Origin of the sequence: Streptomyces sp. NPDC006487 (genome assembly GCF_042870555.1) — a bacterium.
GTDB lineage: Bacteria > Actinomycetota > Actinomycetes > Streptomycetales > Streptomycetaceae > Streptomyces.
Window position 1 is genome coordinate 1 of the sequence record NZ_JBIAHN010000038.1, and the last position, 23,668, is coordinate 23,668.

Consider the following 23,668-nt stretch of genomic DNA (forward strand, 5'->3'; position numbering starts at 1 on the left):
CCCGCGGCTATCTGGGCCGGCCCGAGCTGACGGCCGCCCGCTTCGTCCCCGACCCGTTCGGTCCGGCCGGGGCGCGCCTCTACCGCTCGGGCGACCTGGCCCGCCGTCTGCCCGATGGGCAGCTGGAGTTCCTGGGCCGCATCGACGACCAGGTCAAGATCCGCGGGTTCCGCATCGAACTCGGCGAGATCGAGAACGCCCTCACCGCCCACCCCGCCCTGCGCGAAGCCGTCGTCGTGGTCCGGGAGGACAGGCTGGTGGCCTATGCCGTCCCGGCCGGCGAACAGCCCCCGGGGCCGGGCGAACTGCGCGCCCACCTCGCCACCTCGCTCCCCGAGTACATGGTCCCGGCCGCGTTCGTCCTGCTCGAGGCCCTGCCGCTGACCACCAACGGCAAGCTCGACAAGCGTGCCCTCCCGGCCCCCGGCGGCGACGCCGTCGGCGGCGACCGGCCCCACGTCGCCCCGCGCACCGTCGTGGAGGAGCGGATCGCCGCCGTCTGGCGAGAGGCCCTCGGCCTGGACCGGGTCAGCGTCGAGGACGGCTTCTTCGACCTCGGCGGCGACTCCATCCGCGCGGTGGCCCTGATCGGCGCCCTGCGCGCCCACGGCCTCGACCTCGCCGTACGGGACGTCTTCGACCGCCGGACCATCAGCGCGCTGGCCGGCCTGGTCGCGGAGCGCGGGCAGGCCGTCGTAGAGGCCGCGGTGGAACCGTTCGAGCTGCTCACCGCCGCCGACCGGGAACGCCTTCCGGCGGGCCTCGTCGACGCGTACCCGATGTCCCAGACCCAGATCGGCATGGTCGTCGACGCGCTCGCCCACGACCGGCACAGCAACTACCAGAACGTCGCCTCCACCCGGATGCGCGACGAGGTCACCTTCGGCCTCGACGCGCTGCGCGAGGCCGCGGCGCTGGTCACCGCCCGCCACGACGTGCTGCGCACCTCCTTCGACCTCACGTCCTGCTCCGTACCCGTGCAGCTCGTGCACGCCGCGGCGCGGATCCCGGTCGAGGTCCGCGATCTCGGCGGGCTCGACGCCGCGCAGGTGGAACGGGACCTCGCCGCCTTCCACGCCACCGAGAAGGCCCGGCTCTTCGATCTCGCGGAGCCCCCGCTGTTCCGGCTGACGGCCCACCTGGTGGACGGCGGGTGGTGGCTGTCGGTCACCGAGTTCCACGGCATCGTCGAGGGCTGGAGCTACCACTCCCTCGTCCAGGAACTGCTCGCGTGCTACCGGGACCTGCGCGAGGGCCGCGTCCCGCCGGCCCACGTCCCCCCGGGCGTGCGGTTCGCCGACTCCATCGCCGGGGAACTGCGCGCACTGGCCTCCGACGAGGACAGGTCCTACTGGGCGGCGACGGTCGACGCCACCCCGAAGTTCTCGCTCCCCGCGGCCTGGGGCGAACCGGACCGGCCCGCCGAGCACTTCTGGGTGTCCGTGCCCTTCGACGACCTGGAGGAGGAGCTGCGCGATCTGGCCGCCAAGGCCGGGGCCTCGCTCAAGAGCGTGCTCGTCGCCGCGCACGGGAAGGTGCTGAGCCTGCTGACCGACCTGCCGGAGTTCTCCAGCGGGGTCGTCGTGCACACCCGGCCGGAGGTGCTCGGCGCGGACCGGATCTACGGCATGCACCTCAACACCGTCCCGTTCGCCTTCGACCGTACGGCCCGCACCTGGCGGGAACTCGTGGCCGGGGCCTTCGCCCGGGAAGCCGGACTCTGGCCGCACCGCAGGTTCCCGATGCCCGAGATGCAGCGTGCGGCGGGCGGACGGCGGCTCGTGGACGTACTGCTCAACCACGTGGACTTCGACCGGCTGGAGAGCGACGCGGTCGACCTGGACAGCCTCATGGCACCGGGGACGACGGAGTTCGACCTCGCGGTCACCACCGTCTCGCGGCGCATAGGCCTCAAGACGAACACCCGCGTACTGAGCAAGGCTCACGCCACCAGGTTCGCGGACCTCTACCGGTCGGTGCTGGAGGCGATGGCGGGGGACCCGGAGGGGTCGGCTCTGGAAGCGCATTTGTCGGTGGAGGAGCTGGCTCGCGAGCTGGTGGAGTGGAATGACTCGGGGGTCGAGGCGGAGTCGGCTTCGGTGCTGGAGCTGTTCGAGGCCCGGGTCGTTGAGTCGCCGGATGCGGTCGCCGTCCGTGGTGGGTGGGGGAGTGTCTCCTACGCGGAGCTTGATGCCCGCGCGAACCGTGTGGGGCACTACTTGCGTGCCGAGGGTGTGGGGGCCGAGTCCAGGGTGGCGGTGGTCTTGGACCGTGGTCCGGATCTGGTCGCGGCCCTGCTGGGTGTGTGGAAGGCGGGTGGTACGTATGTGCCGGTGGACCCGTCGTATCCGGCTGAGCGTTTTGCCGCGATCGTGGAGACCTCGGGTGCCCGTGTGGTGCTGGAGGGTGAGCTCCCGGATCTGGAGGGCCATCCGGACACGGCGCCCGCCCGGGTCGAGGACCTCGACCGGCTGGCGTACGTGATCTTCACTTCGGGTTCGACGGGTACGCCGAAGGGCGTGGAGGTCACTCATCGCGGTCTGGTCAACCATGTGGGTTGGGCGGCGCGTGAGTTGGTTTCGCGGGGTTCGGGTGGTGCGCCGCTGTTCTCCTCGGTGGCTTTCGACCTGGTCGTGCCGAATCTGTGGGCTCCGCTGGTGGCGGGGCAGTCGGTGCACACCGTTTCGGCGGAGGTGGACCTGGCCGACCTGGGCAGGCACCTCGCGGCCGAAGCTCCGTACAGCTTCATCAAGCTCACCCCCGGCCACCTGGGCGTGCTGTCCTTGCAGCTCGGCGCGGCCGAGGCCGCCACCCTGGCTCCGGTGCTGGTGGTGGCGGGCGAGCCGTTCTCGCGGGGGACGCTGGAGCGGTGGCGTGCGCTGGCTCCGGGGACGCGTCTGATCAATGAGTACGGGCCGACGGAGGCGTCGGTGGGTACCTCGGTGTTCGAGGTGCCGGAGGATCCGAGGACCGAGGTCCTGCCGATCGGTCTTCCCCTCCCGAACATGACGATGTACGTGCTCGACCGGTGGTTGCAGCCGGTCCCGGTGGGTGTGCCCGGCGAGCTGTACGTGGGTGGCACGGGCGTGGCCCGTGGGTATGCGGGGCGTGCGGACCTGACGGCGGAGCGTTTCCTGCCGGATCCGTTCGCGGGGCGTGCGGGTGCGCGTTTCTACCGGACCGGTGACCTGGTCCGCCGCGGTCCGGGCGGGGACGTGGAGTTCCTGGGCCGGGTCGACGACCAGGTCAAGATCCGCGGCTACCGCGTCGAGCCGGGTGAGATCCAGGCCGTGCTGGCCGAGCACCCCGCCGTTCGCGAGGTGTTCGTCGGCGTCCACGAGCCCGCCGAAGGCGAGAAGCAGCTCGTCACCTACTACGTCGGCCAGGTCACCGGCACCGACCTGGCATCCCACGCCGCGCTTCGCCTGCCCGACTACATGGTCCCCACCGCCTACGTGGCCCTGGAAGCCATGCCCCTCAACGCCAACGGCAAGGTCGACCGACGCGCCCTCCCCGCCCCCGGAGCCGACGCCGGCCAGGACACCGACCGGCACGTACCCCCGAGCGGACCGGTCGAGGAACGCATCGCCGAGGCCTGGCGCACCGTCCTGCAACGCGAACGGGTCGGAGCCGAAGACAGCTTCTTCGACCTGGGCGGGGACTCGATCCGCGCCGTCGCCCTCGTCGGCGCCCTGCGCGCCGCGGGCTGGGACCTCGACGTACGGGACGTCTTCGACCGCCGTACCGTCGCCGCCCTGGCCGTCCTCGTGGCCGGCCGGGCCCCCGCAGCCGTGGAGCGCCCCGTGGAGCCGTTCGAGCTGCTCGGGGCGGCCGATCGCGAACGGCTCCCGGCCGGGCTCGTCGACGCCTACCCGATGGCACAGACCCAGACCGGCATGGTCGTCGAGATGCTCGCCGACGAGCGGCTGCGCCCCTACCACAGCGTGACCTCCTTCCGGATCCGGGACGGCGGACCCTTCGACGCCGACGCCCTGACGGCCGCCGCCCGGAGCGTCGTCGAACGGCACGAGGTGCTGCGCACCTCCTTCGACCTCACGACCTGCTCCGTACCGGTGCAGCTGGTGCATCCGACCGCGCGTGTCCCGGTGTCCGTGCACGACGCCACGGCAGGGGACGTCCACCGGGAACTCCGCGCGTTCCAGGCGGCCGAGCGCGACCGGCCCTTCGACCTCTCCGCGCCGCCGCTGCTGCGCCTCGCCGCGCACGTGGAGGGCGGGGGCGCGTGGTGGCTGTCGATGGTCCGCTGCCACGCGATCACCGAGGGATGGAGCCACTACAACCTCCTCATGGAGCTGCTGACCAGCTACCGGCGGTTCCGCGACACCGGCACGCTCTCCGATCCCGATCCCGATGCCGATGCCAGGCCCGAGCCGGCATCCGTCCGGTACGCCGACTTCATCGCCGCCGAGCAGCGCTCCCTCGCCTCCGCCGCCGACCGGGCCTACTGGGAGCGGGCCGTGACGGAGCGGCCGCCGTTCTCGCCGCCCGCCGGCTGGGGCGAGCCCGACGGCCCGGACGGCGGGAGCCGGGTCCGCGTACGGGTGCCCATCGGCGACCTGGAGACCGGGCTGCGCGCCCTCGCCAGCCGGGCCCGGGCCTCCCTCAAAAGCGTCCTGCTGGCCGCCCACCTGAAGGTGCTGGCCACGCTCACCCCCGACGCGTCCTTCACCAGCGGACTCGTCTGCGACGCCCGGCCCGAGGTGGCGGGCGCCGACCGGGTGCACGGCATGTACCTCAACACGGTGCCGTTCCCCTACGACCGGGACCAGGAGGCCGGCAGCTGGCAGGAGCTCGTCCGCTCGGTCTTCGACCGGGAGGTGGAACTCTGGCCGCACCGCCGCTTCCCCATGCCGCAGATGCAGCGGCTGGCGGGCGGCCGCCGGATCGTCGACGTGTCGTTCAACTACCTGGACTTCCGGCAGGTGGACCGGGAACTCGTCGACGTGGCGCCCACGCTCGGGGAGGGCGGCACCGAGTTCGGCCTCGCCGTGACCACCCTCGACGGGTACCTGGCGCTCAGCACCCGCACCGGTGTCCTCAGCCGCCGGTCGGCCGACCGGGTGGGCGCCATGTACCGCGCGGTCCTGGAAGCCATGGCGGCCGACCCCGACGGCGACGCGGGGGAGGAGGTCTTCCTCTCCGACCGGGAGCGGGCCCTGCTCGCGGAACTCGGCAGCCCGGGCGGGCCCGCCGGCCCGCGCCCCGACCTGCCGGGCCTCTTCGAGGAACAGGCCGCCCGCACCCCGGACGCGGTCGCCGTGGTCCACGGCACGGCCACCGTCACCTACGCCCAGCTCGACGCCCGCGCCAACCGCATCGCCCACGGCCTGCGGGCCCGGGGGGTCACGGCCGGGACGGCGGTGGGCGTGCTCCTCGAACGCGAACCGGACCTGGTGGCCTGCCTGCTCGGTGTGTGGAAGGCGGGCGGATCGTACGTCCCCCTGGACCCCGCGTCCCCCCGCCCCCGCTCCGGGTTCGCGCTCGCGGACGCCGGCGCGGCCCTCCTGCTGACCCGGCGCGGCCACGGACCGGAAGGCCTGGCCGGGCCGGGCGGCCCGCCCGCCGTGCATCTGGACGACGAACCCTTCGAGGGATGGCCGGCGACCGCCCCCGACCGGCACACCGACCCGCGGCACCTCGCCTACACCGTCCACACCTCAGGCTCCACCGGCCGCCCCAAGGGCGTCCAGATCAGCCACCTCGCCCTCGCGCACCGGGTCGCCTGGTCGGTCGCCGCACACGGCCTCGGGCCCGCCGACCGCATCCTCCAGAAGACCGCGATCGGCTTCGACGCCGCCGGCTGGGAGCTGTTCGCCCCCCTGGTCAGCGGCGGCGCGGTCGTCCTCGCTCCGCCAGGGGCGGAACGGGACCCGGCCGCACTCCTGCGGTGCACGGCCGACCAGCGGGTGACGGTGCTGCAAGTGGTGCCGTCCGTACTGCGGCTCCTGGTGGAGGAGGACGGGTGGGACGGATGCGACGCGCTGCGGCTGCTGTGCTCGGCGGGCGAACAGCTCGACGGGGAACTCGCCGACCGGTTCCGCTCGGTGCGCCCCGACACGGAGCTGTGGAACACGTACGGGCCCACCGAGTGCGCCGTCGACGCCACCGCGCACCGGGTCCCGCACCCGGCCGGGCCCGGGCCGGTGCCCATCGGGCGCCCGCTGCCGCACGCCGGGATCCGCGTCCTGGACTCCGCGCTGCGCCGGGTCCCCGTAGGCGTCACCGGGGAACTCCACATCGGCGGGGCGGGCCTGGCCCGCGGCTACGCGGGACGCCCCGACCTCACCGCGGACCGGTTCGGCCCGGACCCGTACGGCCCGCCCGGCGCCCGGCTGTACCGGACCGGCGACCTGGCCCGGATCCTGCCCGACGGCACCGTCGAGTACGCGGGCCGGGGCGACGACGAGGTCAAGGTCAACGGGGTCCGGGTAGCCCCGGCGGAGAGCGCGGCCGCCCTGCGGGCCCTGCCCGGAGTGCGCGACGCCGTGGTCCTGCCCTGGCGGGACGGCCCGGGCGGACAGCGTCTCGTCGCCTACGTGGTGGGCGGCGGCACACCGGACGAGCTGCGCGGCGCGCTCCTGGCCGCCCTGCCCCCGGCGTTCGTCCCCACCGCCTTCGTCCCCCTCGACCGCATCCCGCTCACTCCCAGCGGAAAGCCGGACCGCGGCGCGCTGCCCGCACCCGGAGCGGCACCGGACCGTACGCACATCCCGCCGCGGACCCCCGTCGAGCGGGCGATCGCCGAGATCTGGTCCCAGGTGCTGGGCCGGGAAGAGGTCAGCGCCGACGACAACTTCTTCGACTACGGCGGGGACTCCCTGCTGGTCATCAGGGTGATCGGCGCCGCGCGACGCCGCGGCCTCCCCCTCACCCTCCGCATGTTGTACGAGTACGACACCCTGGCCGCCCTGGCCGAGGCCGTCGACTCGCTGACGGAAGGACAGGGCATGACGACCGACGACACGGACGTACGGGAAGCCGGGCCGGCCCCCACGCCGGCCCGCGCCGCCGCCCCCGCGCCGCGGATCGACCGCGACGCGCTCCTGGAGGTCATGGCGGCCCACCGGGTGCCCGGCGCGAGCATCGCGCTGCTGCGCGACGGGGAGATCGTCTCCGTCGAGGGCTACGGAGTGACCGCCGCCGACCGTCCCGAGCCGGTGACCTCCCGCACCGCCTTCCAGGTCGCCTCGGTCAGCAAGCACGTCACGACGCTCGCCGTGCTCCGCCTGGTCGGGGACGGGGAGCTCAACCTCGACGCGGACATCAACCGCTACCTCACCACCTGGCAGGTCCCCGACGGCGCCCGGATCACCCTGCGCGAACTGATCAGCCATCAGTCCGGCCTCAGTCACGTCCCCCCGACCAACTACCTGCCCACCGAGCGCATGCCGTCGATCCCCGAAGTCCTCCACGGACGGCTGCCCGCGACCAACGCCCCGGTACGCGCCGAGCATCCGGCGGGCAGCACCTTCAAGAAGAGCAACATCAACTTCTCGGTCCTGGAGCAGCTCCTGCTCGACGCCACCGGCGAACCCTTCGAGAAGCTGATGAGGCGCCTCGTCCTGGACCCCCTGGACATGGCCGACAGCACCTTCGACCAGGACCACCCGGCCCGCGCCGACGCCCCGGTGGCCATCGGCCACGACCCCGCCGGCGAACCGATTCCGGGGCGCTGGCGGGTCCGCAACGAGATCGCCGCCGGCGGACTCTGGGCGAGCGCCGGGGACCTCGCGAAGGTCGCACTGGAGATCCGGCGCGCCCACCTCGGCGCACCCGGCACCCTCATCGCCCGCCCGCTCGCCCAGCAGATGGTGACGGTCTGGCATCCCGGCAGCTTCTACGGGCTCGGCTCGGTCGTCGACACCACCGCCGGGGACGTGGAGTACGGCCACGGCGGCCGGACCGTCGGCTACCGCGTGGGCACCTTCACCCGCGTCGACAGCGGCGAGGGCCTCATCGTGCTGACCAACTCCGAGAACGGCAAGCAGGTCAACACCTTCGCCGCGGACACCGTCCGGCGCGGCGGCGGCGGCCTCGGCCACGGGGAGATGATCGCCACCTGGGCGCACGCCGACGACGAGCCGGTGGAGAAGGCGGCGTCCGGTGGCTGAGGCGCGCACTGAGAACCGGCCGCATCCGGCGGCCGGGGCCCTGGAGGAGGCCGTCGGAGTCCGCCCCGATGCCGAAGCCACCGCCGTACTGGTCCGGGCCGGCGGGGAGCACGGCTCCTGGTCGGCCGCGGCCGGAGTCGCCGACGCCGCCACCGGCGAACCGGCCCGCCTGCACCACCGGTTCCGGATCGGCGGGGTCACCAAGACCTTCGTCGCGGCCGTCGTACTGGGACTCGTCGACGACGGCCTGACCGGCCTGGACGAACCCGTCGCCCGCCACCTGCCCGGACTGCTCCCGGAGCCCGTCACCGTACGCATGCTCCTCGACCACACCAGCGGGCTCGTGGACGACAGCGACGTCCGGTACAACGACACCCCCTGGTTCCTGCGGCACCGCCTCGACGAGTTCACCCCCGGGCAGCTCATCGACCTCGCCCTGCGCAGCCCGCTCGACTTCGCCCCCGGCACCCGGCAGCAGATCACCCGCGCCAACTACGTCATCGCCGGCCTCCTCGTCGAGCGGCTGACCGCGGGCCCGTACGCCCGCGCGGTCGAGGAGCGCGTCCTGCGCCCCCTCGGACTGGCCGGGACGAGCCTGCCGGGCACCGACCCCACCATCCCCGGCCCGCACATCCGCGGGTACGAGGACGGCGCCGACGTCACCGAGCACAGCCCGACCATCCACGGCGCAGCCGGCGAGATGATCTCCACCGTCCCCGACCTGGACCGCTTCCTGACGGCCCTGTTCGGCGGCGAACTCCTCACAGCCGGGAGCCTCGCCGAGATGTTCCGCGTGCCCGACGTCCCGTACGCCAAGGGCGGCCGCGCCTTCTGCGGGGCGGGACTGGACAGCATGACGCTGCCCGGCGGCCCCACGGTGTGGGGCATGGCGGGAGTGGTCCACGGCCACCTCGCCGGCATCGGCGCCACCCGCGGCCTGGAGCGCCGGATCGTCTACATGACGGCCCCGCGCACCCGCGGCACCACGCGCGTCCCGCCGCCCGTCCAGGCGCTGCTGACGGCGGCCCTCTCGCCCGTACGCTGACACGCCGCGGGGCCCGGCACTCCCCAGAGTGCCGGGCCCCGCGGCGGGTTCCAGCCGCGGGTCACGCGGAGGTCAGCTGCACGCTCCCGCCGTCCGTGTGAAGGGTGATCTTGCGGGTGGAAGCCGGGTCCGTCTTGACCGAGACCTTCTCGGAGCCGCTCTTGGTGGTGGCCTTCACGGCGTACGCCTCCGCGCTGGGCACCTGGACCGACACGTCACCGGAGCGGGTGTTGATGTTCACGGTGTCCGGAGCGGACACGAAGGCGGCCGTGATCGCACCGCCGTTGGCCTCCACGGTCAGCCGCTTCGACGCGAGGTTGTCCGCGGTCACCTTGCCGCCTCCGGCCTTGACCTCCAGGGCGCCGGCCAGCCCGGTCACCTGGACGTTCCCGCCCCGGCTGTCCAGCACGGCGGCGAGGGCCCTGGGCACCTCGAGCGTGTAGTCCACCTTGCACTTGGACGCCTCGCCCTCCTTGCCGCAGCCCTCGCCGGCGCCGAGCTTCAAAGTGCCGCCGGACGCGGTGTGCTGCGTCTTCGGCTTGTCGCCGCTGTAGGTCAGCTTCTCCGTCACCCGGATGGTGTCCTGGTCGCCGGCGACGACCTTGATGTCCCCGCCCGGCGTCCGGACGTCCAGCGCGGTGACCTTGTCCGTGATCTCGTAGGAGGAACTCTCGCTCTTCGAGCCCTCCTGGTCGACGTTGCAGCCGGTCATCAGGAAGCCGGCGGTGAGGGCGGTGGCGACGAGCGTCATGCGGCGGATGCCGAGCTTCATGGCTGACTCTTCTCTGTGTGTTCTGGGGTGAGGCATACGGAAAAGGAACTGGGGGCGGAACGGTTCAGGCGGCGGCCGGGGCCGGCAGGAGGGTCACGGCGCTGCGCCGGCCGCACGCCTGATGGCCGGAGGCGTACGAGAACGCCCCCGGGGTGCGGGCGATCCACACCCGGCCGAACACCTGAGCCCGTACGACGGAGCGGGTGGAGCCGGTACCGGGCAGCGGGCCCGAGAACACCACGGTCAGCGTGTCCACACCGGCCGGCAGCCGGCCGACGGCCACGGAACGCGGACCGCTCGCTTCGACGAAGCACGGGCTGTTCTCGGCTGCGGACATCTGCTCTCCCGGATGACTCGGCGTCGCTGTTGCGGCGCTCCGACTGCTGACACAACAAAACCGTCTGCAGGGGGGCCGGCACATTGCGGCGGAACCGAGTCTTCGGGGTAGGGCCAGGCATACCTTCGAAGTAGAACTGGGCTGCTGGGCCCGGGTACCGGGTCGTTCCTACGGTGGATCCATGGCATCCATGGCATCGAGAACTCTCTGGGCGGCGCTGAAGCGCCCCACCTTCCTGCTGTCGTCCTGGCCTTGGCGGGCCATGGCGTACCTGCTCAGCGGCGTCCCCGTGGGCCTGCTCGGCCTCATCGCGATCACCGCCGCGGTCGCGGTGGGCGGAGCCCTCGCGATCGTGCTCGTCGGAGTGCCGCTGCTGCTCGCGGTGGTCCTGTCGGGCGTACCCATGGGGGCGGTGGAGCGGCGCAGGCTGCGCCTCCTGGACCGGCGGGAGGTCCACACCCCGCACGAACTGCCGGGCGCACCCGGCCTGCGGCCCTGGGCGGCCACCAGACTCAAGGAGGCAGCCAGCTGGCGCGAGCTCGCGTACACCCTGCTGTTCGTGACGGTCCTGTGGCCGCTGGACCTGCTGGCAGTGGTCTTCGCCTTCACCGTGCCGGTCGGGCTGATGGCGACCCCGTACCTGCTGGCCGCCTACGGTGACGGAGACCGCACCATGGCGCTCAAGCAGTGGGCGGTCACGTCCTACCCGGAGGCCTGGGGCATGGCCGCACTCGGCCTCCTCCTGCTCCCCGCCGCGTTCTACGCCCTGACGGCTCTGGCGGGCGCCCGCGCCCACTGGGCCCGCACCCTCCTCACCTGACCCGCCCACGGGCCCCCACTCTGCGTCGCTCACGTCGATCAATTCAACGGGGCGACGCAGCCCCACGCCGGGAGTGTCGCCATGCAGCACCCTGCGATGGCAACACCCTGCCCCTCCCCGGGGCTCCGACCCGGATCGTCAGGCGCGGCAGCGCAGCATCTCCAGCGGGGGGTTGTCGGCAAGGTTCGCCCAGTGCTCCGCACCGAACTCCCGCAGACCGGCCTCCGACACCGTCACCGGAGTCCAGACCAGATCACCGAACCCGGCCGCCTTCAGACAGGTCTCGTAGACCTCGCGGCGCGGCAGGTTGGCGACGAAGGAGACCGGCGGGTCGAGCAGCGCGGTGGTCCGCACCTGCCGCCCGGTCTCGACCTCCTCACCGGTGAGCCGGGTACGGAAGCCGTACTTCTCCGGGGTCGGCCCGTCGAACCGGTAGTCGGGCGACTGGTTGAGCAAGAAGAGCTCCGCGCCGGGCTTCAGGCTCCGGTGCACGTTGCGGCACATCCGCTCCGTGGTGGCGATGTCCGACGCGTAGTTGAGCAACTGCACGGCCAGCCCGACATCGAAGGGCTCCTCGAAGGCCCGCAGCTCCGCCGCGTCCCCCACCTCGTACCGCACACCCAGGGGATCGCGCTCCTCGATCGACTGCGCCACGGCGACCATCTCACCCGAGATGTCGATCCCGAGGACATCGCCGGCGCCCCGCCGCTTGAACTCCCGGCTGTAGAACCCGGTACCGGACGCCAGGTCGAGCACGGACTTCCCCCGCACATCCCCGACCAGTGCCAGGAACCCCGGCACCACCGCGTACTGCTCCAGCGGGAGCGCCTTGAAGCCCTCGTAAGCCTCACCGATCTCGTCGTACTGCTGCTGTGCACTCACCGTGCCGTCCTCCCCGTAAGTTCCACCGTCAGGACCCCGCCGCCCGCCCCGGATCGGGACGGACCGAGCCCTCTACCTGGCAGTCTCTCCCCCTCGCCCGACCCGCCGGCCTTGGCGAAAACCACGAAAACCGGCCGCCCGTCCCGCCTCTCGCACCAGCCGCTCCCGATGCTCTGTCACACGCCTGTGACGCGGACCGGACCATTCCACCCACACAAGATCACTAATTTTCATTCCGTAGCCAGCAGCCCGAACTCGACGGCCTCCACCGGAAGAGACCACGGCATACGGCTCTCCTTCACCCGATGCACAGCTTCAAGGAGTCGTCATGCGCACCGCCCTCCGCGCCACCACCACCGCCCTCGTCCTCCTCGGCGCGGCGATCGCCGCCCCCGCCACGGCGTTCGCGGCCTCTTCCACGGCCGAGCCGGCTTCCCCCGCGCGCTCCCAGGTGATCGCCGAGAACTGCATCAAGAGCCAGGTCATCCCCTCGCTCTTCGACGGCTACACCGTCAAGCTGACCAACAGCGCCCACACCGGCGCCAAGGCGCAGCTGCGCAACGAGAACGGCAAGGTGCTGGCCACGGTCGACCAGTCCAAGCCGCAGGACCTCTCCAGCGGCCTGCGGATCGACGGCGTCCTCTCCACCGCGCCCGTCTTCAAGCAGCGCACCCAGGGCGGCGACATGCCGTGGACCGCCACCGCGTTCCCGAAGCTCCCCAAGGAGTGCAACACCGCCGGCAGCCTCTACTCCACGACGAAGTACGGCAGCCTGACCGTCAAGACCTACAAGTCCGGCCCGCAGCTCTTCAGCTCGCACATCATCGAGAACGGCAAGCGCGTCGGCTTCCTGCACCCCGTGGGCAACGCCTACCAGGACGTCCGCAAGGTCGGCGAGCGCTACATCCGCCTCAACGTCGACGGCGAGATCCACACCTGGACCGGCGCCACCACCACCTCCCCGAAGCTCGGCGTCTACAACGTGGCGGGCGGCACGAAGGTCCGCCTGGTGAAGAAGGACGGCCTGTACGGCGTCCAGATGACCTCGCACGGCTCCTGGAGCAACTGGACCTACTTCGCCAAGGGCAAGCCCGCGATCCTCCAGGACAACAACACGATCATCGTGCTGAACGCGAACGGCACGATCTCCAACTTCGTCTACGGCATCACCCGTCAGACCGCACCGGTCTGGAACCACGCCTGATCACCCACTGACCCGGCCCGACCAGCACCCCACCCGCACCACCCCGAAGGGGGCCGTCCCGGCAGACACACCGCCGGGACGGCCCCCTTCCGGATTCACAGGCCGCCCGCGGAACCTGTCGTCATCCGGGACGCTCAAGGCCGTCGTCGGACGGAGAGCTCCGCCGGGTCGGCGGTAGGCGACGAGGAAGACGTCGGCCCGGCGATACGAGGGGCTGAGCCCAGACTAAATCCGCCCCTCATTCTGAATCACTCCCCACACGAGGCGTCCGCCCTGTTGTTGCCGGTCACGGCAGGCAGAGCTGTGGAGTGGCAGGCCGGCGCGTCCGGGATGACACGGTACGAGTTCATTATGAAGAATCGGGGGCAGGCGGATGTCACTGGATTTTCGCCCTATGCGAGGAGTTGAACGTGACCAGCTTCGTCATCACGGTCCCCGGTACGTTCGTGTCGGACGTTGCTGATTCCGTGCGCTCTGTCGTCGAACGGAAATTGGCATCGCGGCATACGGAGGTCAGCGAGAACGAGGGGCTGCGCCTCCTCACCCTCCACGACGACGGCACCTTCTCCATCCGACTCGAGGTCGAGGCCCCGGACAAGTACGAGGCGGAGCTCGACGCCATGCGGATCGTCACGGAGGCACTGAAGGAGGCAGGCCTCTCAGAGTCCGACGCCCCCCTCGGCCCGCCGGCGGTGACCGGCATCGACAGCGGCTTGTGATCCCCCTGCGGACGAAAGCGACATCCCGAACAGTCCGTAGCGAAGCGCAACGCCGGGCCCGAAAGGTGTTGCAGCTTTCACCGGTGTGGAGGGGCTGATGGATGTGAAGAGCGTGTGGCCGGAGCTCACGGGGAAGCCGGCGGAGGAGGCTAGGGAGCAGATTGGTGCGGAGTTCCCGGAGATCGTGGTCCATGTGGTGCCCGAGGGCAGCATGGTGACGATGGACTTCAACGAGCAACGGGTGAGGCTGTTCGTGAAGGACGGCAAAGTGGTCCGGGAGCCCAGGCGCGGGTAGTGGACGCCGACGACGTCAATGGCCACCGCCGGCGCTCGCCCTGCTCGGCTGCGGTTGCCTCGCGCGGGAGGCTGTGGCGGGAGCGCCCAGGGTTCGGACGCTCCCGCCACGGTTCTCAGAGGACCGCGTCCACGGCTGCGTTCACAGCTGCGGTCCCGGCCGTACTGGTGAGGCCTTTGAGCAGTGCTGACAGCCACGGCCTGGACCGCAGCTTCGTCCGGGGCTTGGTCCGGGTGCGGGCCGGCGTGCTGGCGGCTGGTGCGATGGCCGGCTCGGGGACGTGCGGCTTGGGCTTCTCGGTGACCGCGGGGCGGATGCCCGGGACCGGCACGGGCAGCAGTACGGGCTCGGTCTCGGGTCGGGGCCCCGGCACGTTGATCACCGTGGCCAGGGCGGACTTGGTGTGGTGGAGGTCCTCCTCGAGTGCGGTCAGGCGCTGGTGCAAGTTGTGGTCGGCGGTGCCGTTGCGGGAGGCCTCGATGCGGTCCCACGCCGCGAGCCAGCGCATGACCTCGGACTCCTTGGTCACCCCGCAGGCCCGCACGAAGCAGGCCAGGAGGTCCCTGCGGCAGTGCCGGGTGCCGTTGAGTACGGCGCCGAGCGTGCTGCGCGGCAGCATGGTGACGTCGGTCGGGGTGGCCCTGGCCCGGTCCTCCAGTTCGCGCAGGGACGGCTTTCCGGCCTGGAGACGAAGCTCTCGCATGGCGTGGAGGAGGTCGGCGGGCTCGGCGATGTACTGGGGCGCCATCGCCGGCCGCCGCTGCATTCGGGCCTTGCCCTGGGTCTGGAGGGAGGCGGCCTTGGTCCACAGCCGCCGGGCCTCGGAGATGCTGCCCTTGCATGCCTTGGTGTAGGCCTCGACGACGCGCCACGCCGGGACGCTGGGCCGCTGCCCGGGGGCGGGGGCCAGCTCGGCGCGGTAGAGGGTGCTGCGGGAGGTGGGCAGGCCCACCAGTTCGGTTCGCTCCGCCACCTGGCTGATGGTGAGGCCCGAGGCCTGTCGCAGTGACAGCAGCCACTGCGACAGGCCTCGGGTGTGCTCAGCCAGGGCGCTGTTGATGCGCCCCATCGCGGTCTCCTAGGAGGCCTGGCGGCGGGCGGCGGTGAGCGTGTCGACCAGTCGGCGGATCAGCTCGATGGCGAGCAGGCCTCCGACGGCGATAACGGTGATGACGGTGTCCACCGGCATCCCGTAGATGGTGAGTGCGGCGGTGAGGAGGATGACGATGACCACGATGATCGTGGCGGGCACCGGAACCAGGGTTCCGGTGCTCGTCGTCGGAGCCTCCACGCACGCGGCTGCGAGCGCGGTCTTCTTCTTCAACGGATTCTCCCGAAGAGGTCTAGTTACCACTCGACAGGTCCACCAGATGACCGCCGGCCTTGCAGGACCGAAAGTCGTAGACCTCCTCACAGCGTTCAGGACCCCCCATATGCCCGTCTACCGGCTCCGGAAGCCCCATTCCACTTTGTCCCACTGGAAGTTGAGACAGCATCAGCAGCAATCCCGCAGGCCACCGGCCCCGCCACCCGGCCCGCCCCCACGCCGCGCACCCTTCTTGTCCACGGTTCTGAGGCCAACGGGCCTTGTCCCACCGCTCTGGAACCCCGACGCTTCGATCCATAGCCCGAAAGACTCGGGCCCCACGGAGGGGAGTGAAGGCGATGCACGACATGACAGGGACCAACCCGGTGCCACTGCTTCAGGCGGTCCTCGTCTTGCTCTGCGCCGGCTTCCTGCACGTCAGGACCCCCGTGCCGCCCGTGGCCACCTTCGCGCCGGCCTGGAACTCGGCCACGCGGCTCTGGCCCGGGCTGCCCCGCGCAGCTCCCAGCTGATTCCCGGCGCCGTTCCCAGAAGCCTGCACGTCAGGCCGGTCCGGGACGCGCGGAACCATGCCCTCCTTCCCAGGGGGAACTCCCGGACGCGGTCTCTCGCCGCGCCGGTGTATCCGGGATGAATCCCGGGCCATGTCCACATTCCTGCAGGTCAGGCATGTCCGGAGACGTGGCGAACCATGTCCGCTTCCAGGGCGGAACTCTCAGACGCGGTCTCCCCGGGCCGTTGCCACTCGACACCAACAGGGGAAACAGGCCGGAACTCGTTGCAGCGAGCCCGGCCCCGGGTGCAGCCCTCGGCTGCACCCTGAGCTTGAAAGAACGGGAAGAACCACAGGCCTCCGGCCTGGTCCGACCCGGAAGCAGGAGAGGGAGAGGAACCTCCCGGCCGGCCGTCAGCAGAGCCCTGAGCACTGCCAGAACACCGGGCGGGCGTTCCGTGTCCCGGTGGCCGAAGCCAAGCTGGAACGCGACACGGCCAAGGCCCCATCAAGTCCTCACCAGCCGCCCCCACCCGCGCGTGAAGCACCCGCGCACGGTGGGGGCGGCTGCACACACCCGCGAAGGCCTTCCACCTCTCCGCTCCCGCCCCGGTATTCCGACGGAATACCGGGGCGATGGACTCCAGGGTCCAGCTGCGGCCCAAGTGGCGGGTCACGGAAACCCGAGCTTCTCCTCGGTCATCATCACAAGGCCGGCCGCCGCGATGAAGGTGGCACCGGACGAGCCGATGCCCATGAGCGGGCTTCCGCTGCGCCGGTCCCGGGCGGCCTGGTAGAGGACGCTGCGGGTCGCCGGCCAAGCTCGTGCTGACGGCCTGGGAATCCCGTGGTTGTCACACGGGGGCGAAAGTTTTTCGCGGACGGATTTGAACGGTGCTGAAGAGCACTTCACGCCAGGGGAATTGACGCTGCCACGGGTCGGCTGCGGGGCCGTTCAAGGTCGCCCCGGTGGCCGAACAGGGGGTCAAGCGCGCGCCGGACTACGGTGCCGTGTCCGGGGACAAGGAGGGTTGTCCAACGCGCGAGCTGGGGTTCTGTGGTCCCGGACAGCGGACATTCGCCTCTGCTGCCCAATGTGTCGTTCAAGCCGTTCGGTTCGACTCAGGAGGCCACGAGAGATGAATTCCTTGTTCCGGCATCGTGATGTGGGTACGGGTGAAGGTGCGCGGCGCCGTACCGGAGCCCCGTGGGGCAGGCGAGCCCGGTTGGTGTGCATGTCGCTGGCGGCGGTGCTGGCAGCAGGTGGTCTGGGCTGGGCCGCCACCCAGCCCGGGAGCGGGGGTGCGAAGGTCAAGAGCGACACGGTGGCGGTGGCTGCTGCGGATGCCTCCCCCTCGGGCGTCCAGTCCCTGGTCCTGGCCGGAGGGGCCGTGTACGCCTTGGCGCAGGACGGGTCGGGCATCTACAAGGCCACTGCTCAGGACTCGTGGGTCCGGGTCGGGGACGCTGCGGGACGGATCTTCGGGGGTGGCGCCGGCTTGTTCAAGTCGATGCCCGGTGCCGAGGGGCGGGTCTTCCGCTACACGAACGGCCAGTGGGAGGACATCGGTGGTCCCGGGGCGGAGTTCGCCGTTACCGACGATGCGCTCTACGGGCTGACGCCGGACAAGACCCACGTCAACAGGTGGACCCCGGAGACGGGCTGGCACACCGTCGGGGACGCGGCGGAGCACATCTACGGCGGCCGTGCCGGCTTGTTCAAGTCGATGCCCGGTGCCGAGGGGCGGGTCTTCCGCTACACGAATGGCCAGTGGGAGGACATCGGTGGTCCCGGGGCGGAGTTCGCCGTTACTGACGATGCGCTCTACGGGCTGACGCCGGACAAGACCCACGTCAACAGGTGGACCCCGGAGACGGGCTGGCACACCGTCGGGGACGCCGCAGACCACATCTACGGCGGTTCCAGCCTTCTGACGACCGTGCCTGTCAGCGGTGACGTCGCGAGCTTCGACGCAGTGGAGGGGAAGTGGGAGCTGATCGGGGGACCTGGTTCCACCTTCATCTCTGCCGGCCCGGGGAAGGTCTATGGGGTCTGGCCGGACGGGGCCGCGGTAGCCCGCCGGACCACTGACGGCCGCTGGCTCACAACAGGAAGCCTCACGGGCGGAGGCCTGGGACCGTCCGGCGAGGACAAGGTGGAGCGCCTGAACGAGTTCACGAAGCGGGGAGACGCAGCCTTTGCCGCGTGGCGCGATGCGCGGATCAGCCACTTCGGGGCGAAGGACCCCGACCCGTACGGGTTCCGCTGGGACAACAACGGCTGCAACGTAATCAAGGACAAGTTCGAGGCCGTGGGGTTCGATTTCTATGCCGCCTGTGCCCGGCATGACTTCGGCTACCGGAACTACCGCGAAGCCCTGGGCGAGGAAGGTTTCCGCAACGGGGTGCTGGGAGTCACCGGAGTAGGTCCCGATGGTCCCAAGGCGCGGGTGGACGACGTGTTCAAGCAGGACTTGGAGAAGGAGTGCAACCGATGGATCAAGGTTGGCTCCATGCAGTACGTGCCTAGGCTGGCGCCGCAGGTGGCGCTGTGTATGAAGGCGACCGAGGAGATCTTCACCGCGGTGGCGGTGAAGGGCTGACCCAGATCGTCGGGATGCGGGGGGTGTGCGGGCGCCAAGTCCACGCACCCCCCGCAGTGTTTTGATCCCGCAGCCCCGGCCGTCAAATGGCGCATCCGCCGTTACTGCGAAGGTGATCAGTACCAGGTCTGGAATGGTGTTCCGTCGCAGGGCTGCTGATCGGCGAGTACCCCGTCACCGGGGAGCCGGACGCTGAGGCACTTCCCGGAGTTGGCGTTGACCAGACTCCAGCCCCCGCCGGCGGCGGGCTGCCAGTTCCAGTTCTGGCTGGAGGGCGCGTGGTTGCAGGTCCACTGGTTGGCGGTCGCGCCGGTCTCGACGGAGTCACCCCGAAACTCCAGGCATTTGCCCGAGTCCATGCTCACCAGGGTCGTCACCCCGCCCGGATTGGTGGTGATCCACTTCTGGCTGGATGAGTTGTTGCAGGTCCACTGGTTGGCGGTGGCACCGTCCTCGCCGGAGCTAGCCCGGATCTCCAGGCACATCTGTGTACCCGCGTTGATCCACGCACGCGGCTCGGTGGAAATCGTCTGAGGGGCTGCCGGCCCGGGCGCCTTGGGCTTTTCCTTGGACGGCGACGCTTTCGGTGGTGACGGCTTCGCCGAAGGCTTCGGCTTCGCCGTCGGCTCCTTGCTCGGCGCACCCGATGCGGACGGAGTCGGGGAGGAGGAAGCCGAAGAATCCGGGCCCGGGAGTACGGGAAGGCCGAGAGTAGGGGTATTGCAGGCCCTCGTAGGCACGGTGGGCGCATTGAGCCGGGTATCGGAGCCACCCGGATCGGAGGGCGAGCCCTGGTAGCGGGAGATGACCATCCCGCCCGCCACCGAGACGGCGATCAGGAGCACGAGAGCAGCTCCGGCGGGCAACCGCAGCAGGGAACGACGACGGTCTTCCTCCCGAGCGGAACTGTCCCGGCCCTCCCCTACCTCGGCCGGCTGTCCCTCACCGCCGGCTTTCTCAATGCCATCCGGATCCCGTTCCTTCGCCCCCGACACCCGCAGACTCCCGCCCTCGAGCACCGGGCCGTCCACCCCCCTGGGCCCGTCCGGCGCGTCATCAGGCGCCGCCCCCGCACCGTCTTCGCCATCCTCCTCCCACAGGAGGAGCGCGTCCTGCCGCCGACGCGTCGCGCTGTCGTGAAGCCTTACGAGGCTGCCGACGAGCTCCGCACCCCCGCCGGCGGGCTGCGCCGGAGAGTCCGCCCCGTTCGCCCCGCCTTCGAGCACCCGGCGGACGGGAACCTCCGACTGGGCCTCGTCGTAGGCCTTACGGGTCGCATCACGCACCTGCTGCGCCGCGGCCACATGCTGCCGCAGTGCCTCCAGCTGCGCTGTGATCGTCTCCACCGGGCCGGCGGGAGGATCCCCTACTTCGCCCGTGGCAGCGGCCGGCTGTGCCGCCTGTTCCTGCAGCACATCGATCCTGCCCAGGAGCACCTTGATCAGACGGCTCATGTCGGCGATGTCCTTCTCGGCCTGCTGCAAGGCCTCACCCAGGCCCATGTCCGGCTGCGACTCCACCTCCGCGGTCAGGGCCAGGCCGTGGAGTTCGCGGGCCTTGGCCAGCATCACCTCCCTGCCCCGGGCATCACGCACACGGTCCCTGATCACGCTGTTGAGCCGGGAGAGCGGGATGATCTGCGCCCCGGAGCGGTACTCGCCCCACAAGGTCTTGCCGCCCTCGTAGCTTTCAGCGAGCTCCCGCAGGCTCACACCGTCGGTCAGCTTCTGCAGGAACCGGGCGAGATCGTTGCTCGCCCCGGTCATTCCTCTCGGCTCGCCCTGAGGCCGTCCCGCCTTGGCCACGCTTCCCCCTGTGTTGTCCACGGACAAACGCTGTTGTCCACCCTCGCTACACGCCTGACCTGGATGTCTGTGCCACCGGACACCGGCCAACCCCTGCGCCGCGCAGCCTGTGCAACAACGCCGACACCGGACTGCCGCAGACCTGTGGGCGCCGGCCCTGGGGCGTCGTACGACGTCGATTCCCGGCGCCACCTAACAGGCCCGGACATCCGCCGTCCACCACGGGGAGAGCAGTTGTCTCGAATACGTACGATCGCGGCCCTGATCGCGGCACTCATCCTTACGGGCCTCGGCGCGGCCCTGCTGACGCTCCCGCCCGCGCCCCGGCCCCCGGCAGGGGACGACATCGTCCTGTCCGCAGCGTCCGCCAAGGTCGGCAGTCCCATGACCCGCGAGCAGGTCATCCAGCGCGCCCAGTCGTGGGTGGACCAGAAGGTCCCCTACAGCCAGAAGGGGGCATGGCCCGAGAAGGCCATCGGCAGGGAATGGAGGACGGACTGCTCCGGGTTCGTCTCCATGGCCTGGATGCTCCCGGCCAGCGAGACCACCCGCACCCTCCCGGACGTCGCGGAACCGATCAGCACCGCCGAGCTGCTCCCCGGCGACATCCTGAACTCGCCCGAACACGTGGTGCTCTTCGCCGGCTGGATCGACAAGGCCAAGGGGACCTTCACCTTCTACCAGGAGAGCAACAGCAGCAGACCCACGAACAAGTCCACGGGAAGCCTCAAGGCGGACCTTCTGTCGAATCACCCCGTCAGCAGTTACACCGCACGCCGCTACATCCGCATCCTCGGCCAGGCACCTGCACCCCCTCCTCCCGCGACACCAGCACCTGCACCCCCATCGGCCCCCGAGCCGTCCGTGCCCGCCCCGTCGGGCAGCGCCGGGAAGCCAAAGCCTTCCGCCTCCGCGCCGGCCCCGGCGCCTTCCTTCCCCTCGGGACCACGGGCGTGGGCGAACGCCGGGACCCAGCTGTGCCTGGAGATCCGCGGTGACGCCGTTGAGGACGGGGCGACGGCCAACCAGTGGACCTGCAACAACTCCCGCACTCAGAGATGGACCACAACCAACCCAGGCGGTTGGGGCACGATCGTCAATGTGAACTCCGGGAAGTGTCTGGAGATCCGCGGTGACGCCGTTGAGGACGGGGCGACGGCCAACCAGTGGACCTGCAACAACTCCCCGACCCAGAGCTGGCGCTGGCAGCCTGCCTCCGCAGGAGGCTTCACCCTGGTCAACGCAAACTCCGGGAAATGCCTCAGCATCCGGCTCCGCGGCGACGGAACCCTCGCCGACCAGCAGAAATGCAGCGGAACACCCGCTCAGACATGGAAGTGACACAAGGCCTCAATGCCCGCCCACCTCATCCATGCGCGTGAGGCATCCGCGCAGGGTGGGGGCGGCGTTGACCATCCACCCGCACAGTTTCCGCCAATGCAGGCGAGGACCTCAACTTCACGTTTCCACAGGTCGGCGCCTTGGGGGCCTGCACGCGCTGTGGGTGCCTGCGGGGGCGGGTTAGGTTCGTGGGCAGTCCGCGGCGAGATGGGTGCGTGGACCAGGACCGGTGCCACAGTGCTCTGGGGCAGTACGACCGCGCCGCCCCTGTCCCGGTATTCCGACGGAATACCGGGACCGACGGACTCCAGGTTCCAGCCGCTCCCGCGATGGGCTGGGCGTCCTCACCGCACCGCGCTGACCTGCGGTGGGGAGGAATCCGGTGAGGTCACCGGCGCCGGGACACGTAGGACAGCACCCCGGCGGCGAGGGTGGCCACGGAGACGGCGACCTGTACGGGGACGGCCAGGGCCGGCGCGAACACCACCAGGACGCCGGCGCCGAAGGCCAGGAGCACTATGCCGATCACCTGGAGCAGCACGGGGCCCCACTGACCGGGTGCCCCCGTGGTCTCTGTCGTCTCCACCGTTTCGGAGCTCTGGGTGACCGTCTGAGTGGTGCGCGTCGAGCGCTTGATCATGGACATGCGTGTTCCTTTCAAAGGTCCGGCGCGACGCCGGGGTTGGTTGGGCGAGAGCCACTTTGCGAGTCCGTCCATCGAGGGTCGAGGTCTCGCGAATTTTCGTTCCGTGCCTGGCCAGAGGCCTGCGAGTGCGCCCGTGGCGCAGATTCGCGAAGGCTTGACACGGGGTTGTTCAGCAGGCGTTCGCGGTTGCGCGGCGAGGGTGCGCCGTGCGCGGGTTAGCCCCGCAAGCCCCGGTCTCGAAGTCTTCGAGTGTGTCGAACGCCTTGTAAACGGACGCGAACCGGAGGTACGCGACCAGGTCGAGCTCCTGCAAGGGGCCGAGTATGGCCAGGCCCACGTCGTGGGTGGTCAGCTCGGCGCTTCCGGTGGCGCGCAGCGCCTCCTCGACCCGCTGGCCGAGTTTGGCGAGGGCGTCCTCGGTGACCGGCCGCCCCTGGCACGCCTTGCGCACGCCGGAGATGACCTTGGTACGGCTGAAGGGTTCGGTCACCCCGCTGCGCTTGATCACCATCAGCGAGGCCGTCTCCACCGTCGTGAAGCGACGGGAGCAGTCGGGGCACTGGCGGCGCCGGCGGATCGACGTGCCGTCGTCAGTGGGAACGAGTTCATGACGTCCTATTGGCGTTTATCGATGTGTCTATAGGCTTGGATTTGGTGTATTTTCTTGAGCCAATTCAAGGGTTTTCTTAGCGACGTGTTTGATATCCATCCTGAGTTTGACTATCCGTCAGTTAGTTTTGTTTTCGTGGTGGGTGGGGTGTTGGGGGAGGGCCCGAGGGCGCGTGTGGTCCCGTGTAGGCCGTTCGTCTTCCGGAACACTCACGGGTGATAACCCCAGTTCAGAGGCCTGGAGACGGTCCGTCAGGGCTGCTCAGAACCCTGCTCGTTCGATCCCGGGCCCGCTTCGCGGGCGGCTGGCAGCAGCGGAGGGGCTAGGAGGGGTGGGCACGAGACCGGCCCGGGACAGGGGAGCGCAGCGACCAAGCCCCGGCGGGCCGCCCGAGCGCAGCGAGGGGCATCAGTCCGAAGCGCGCAGCGCTTCGGTACCCGCTCAAGGCCAAAGGCCTCCAGCCCGGAGCGAAGCGGAGGGCTCCTTCCCCCCAAGGAGAGAAAGGCATTGGCCCGCGAAGCGGGCCGGCCTAGCGCAGCCACACCCCCTCAGTCCGAAGCGCGCAGCGCTTCGGTACCCCTGGGGGCCTTTGGCCCCCAGCCCGGAGCGAAGCGAAGGGCTCCCCTCCCCGAAGGGG

Annotated in this window: 17 protein-coding genes; 9 read left to right on the plus strand and 8 right to left on the minus strand. The window is 70.7% G+C overall.

The window, feature by feature from the left end:
• Together ACFYM0_RS37450 and ACFYM0_RS37455 are read left to right on the plus strand one after the other, a co-directional pair.
• On the plus strand, nt 1-8,132 hold an 8,132-nt coding region (locus ACFYM0_RS37450), incomplete at its 5' end, for an amino acid adenylation domain-containing protein (RefSeq protein ID WP_388510074.1).
• Nucleotides 8,125-9,177 (plus strand): serine hydrolase domain-containing protein, encoded by a 1,053-nt coding sequence (locus tag ACFYM0_RS37455; RefSeq protein ID WP_388510077.1) that lies wholly within the window; start codon nt 8,125-8,127, stop codon nt 9,175-9,177. The genes ACFYM0_RS37450 and ACFYM0_RS37455, both read left to right, overlap by 8 nt.
• A gap of 61 nt (nt 9,178-9,238) precedes the next feature.
• Here the strand turns inward: ACFYM0_RS37455 and ACFYM0_RS37460 are convergent, their stop codons facing one another.
• Nucleotides 9,239-9,949, minus strand: a complete 711-nt coding sequence (locus tag ACFYM0_RS37460; RefSeq protein ID WP_388510079.1) for a DUF4097 family beta strand repeat-containing protein — start codon at nt 9,947-9,949, stop codon at nt 9,239-9,241.
• A gap of 64 nt (nt 9,950-10,013) precedes the next feature.
• Nucleotides 10,014-10,286 carry a hypothetical protein gene (locus ACFYM0_RS37465; RefSeq protein WP_388510082.1) on the minus strand — a complete coding sequence of 91 codons (273 nt, stop codon included), beginning with the start codon at nt 10,284-10,286 and terminating at the stop codon, nt 10,014-10,016.
• A gap of 181 nt (nt 10,287-10,467) precedes the next feature.
• Between ACFYM0_RS37465 and ACFYM0_RS37470 the strand changes: the two genes are divergently transcribed.
• Nucleotides 10,468-11,106, plus strand: coding sequence for a sensor domain-containing protein (locus ACFYM0_RS37470; protein ID WP_388510085.1), 639 nt, complete (start codon nt 10,468-10,470; stop codon nt 11,104-11,106).
• Between the two features lie 138 nt (nt 11,107-11,244).
• On the opposite strand, the gene ACFYM0_RS37475 is transcribed toward ACFYM0_RS37470, so the two are convergent.
• Complete coding sequence (locus ACFYM0_RS37475; RefSeq protein WP_388510088.1) at nt 11,245-11,988, minus strand: class I SAM-dependent methyltransferase; 744 nt, start codon at nt 11,986-11,988, stop codon at nt 11,245-11,247.
• 328 nt (nt 11,989-12,316) lie between these two features.
• Between ACFYM0_RS37475 and ACFYM0_RS37480 the strand changes: the two genes are divergently transcribed.
• From ACFYM0_RS37480 to ACFYM0_RS37490, 3 genes are all read left to right on the plus strand, one after another.
• Entirely contained in the window at nt 12,317-13,192 is an 876-nt protein-coding gene (locus tag ACFYM0_RS37480) for a hypothetical protein (protein ID WP_388510090.1), read from the plus strand.
• 410 nt (nt 13,193-13,602) lie between these two features.
• Nucleotides 13,603-13,911, plus strand: coding sequence for a hypothetical protein (locus ACFYM0_RS37485; RefSeq protein ID WP_388510093.1), 309 nt, complete (start codon nt 13,603-13,605; stop codon nt 13,909-13,911).
• A gap of 97 nt (nt 13,912-14,008) precedes the next feature.
• On the plus strand, nt 14,009-14,206 hold the full coding sequence (locus ACFYM0_RS37490; RefSeq protein ID WP_388510095.1) for a serine protease inhibitor: 198 nt from the start codon (nt 14,009-14,011) through the stop codon (nt 14,204-14,206).
• Nucleotides 14,207-14,321: 115 nt separating this feature from the next.
• Here ACFYM0_RS37490 and ACFYM0_RS37495 read toward each other — a convergent pair whose 3' ends face one another.
• Together ACFYM0_RS37495 and ACFYM0_RS37500 are read right to left on the minus strand one after the other, a co-directional pair.
• Entirely contained in the window at nt 14,322-15,275 is a 954-nt protein-coding gene (locus ACFYM0_RS37495; protein ID WP_388510098.1) for a helix-turn-helix domain-containing protein, read from the minus strand.
• A 9-nt stretch (nt 15,276-15,284) separates the two neighbouring features.
• Nucleotides 15,285-15,530: a hypothetical protein gene (locus ACFYM0_RS37500; RefSeq protein WP_388510100.1), complete on the minus strand. Its 246-nt coding sequence runs from the start codon at nt 15,528-15,530 to the stop codon at nt 15,285-15,287.
• A gap of 341 nt (nt 15,531-15,871) precedes the next feature.
• Here ACFYM0_RS37500 and ACFYM0_RS37505 point away from each other — a divergent pair, with 341 nt between their 5' ends.
• Complete coding sequence (locus tag ACFYM0_RS37505) at nt 15,872-16,045, plus strand: hypothetical protein (protein WP_388510103.1); 174 nt, start codon at nt 15,872-15,874, stop codon at nt 16,043-16,045.
• Nucleotides 16,046-17,261: 1,216 nt separating this feature from the next.
• The gene (locus ACFYM0_RS37510; RefSeq protein ID WP_388510106.1) at nt 17,262-18,629 is read left to right on the plus strand and encodes a phospholipase A2; all 1,368 of its coding nucleotides are present in this window, start codon (nt 17,262-17,264) and stop codon (nt 18,627-18,629) included.
• Nucleotides 18,630-18,745: 116 nt separating this feature from the next.
• Here the strand turns inward: ACFYM0_RS37510 and ACFYM0_RS37515 are convergent, their stop codons facing one another.
• On the minus strand, nt 18,746-20,434 hold the full coding sequence (locus ACFYM0_RS37515; RefSeq protein ID WP_388510109.1) for an RICIN domain-containing protein: 1,689 nt from the start codon (nt 20,432-20,434) through the stop codon (nt 18,746-18,748).
• A 234-nt stretch (nt 20,435-20,668) separates the two neighbouring features.
• Here ACFYM0_RS37515 and ACFYM0_RS37520 point away from each other — a divergent pair, with 234 nt between their 5' ends.
• Nucleotides 20,669-21,775: an RICIN domain-containing protein gene (locus tag ACFYM0_RS37520; protein WP_388510111.1), complete on the plus strand. Its 1,107-nt coding sequence runs from the start codon at nt 20,669-20,671 to the stop codon at nt 21,773-21,775.
• A 388-nt stretch (nt 21,776-22,163) separates the two neighbouring features.
• Here ACFYM0_RS37520 and ACFYM0_RS37525 read toward each other — a convergent pair whose 3' ends face one another.
• On the minus strand, nt 22,164-22,421 hold the full coding sequence (locus tag ACFYM0_RS37525; protein WP_388510115.1) for a hypothetical protein: 258 nt from the start codon (nt 22,419-22,421) through the stop codon (nt 22,164-22,166).
• Between the two features lie 169 nt (nt 22,422-22,590).
• A complete protein-coding gene (locus ACFYM0_RS37530; protein WP_388510118.1) occupies nt 22,591-23,040 on the minus strand; it encodes an ATP cone domain-containing protein in 450 nt (149 codons plus the stop codon).
• Between the last annotated feature and the right edge of the window lie 628 nt (nt 23,041-23,668).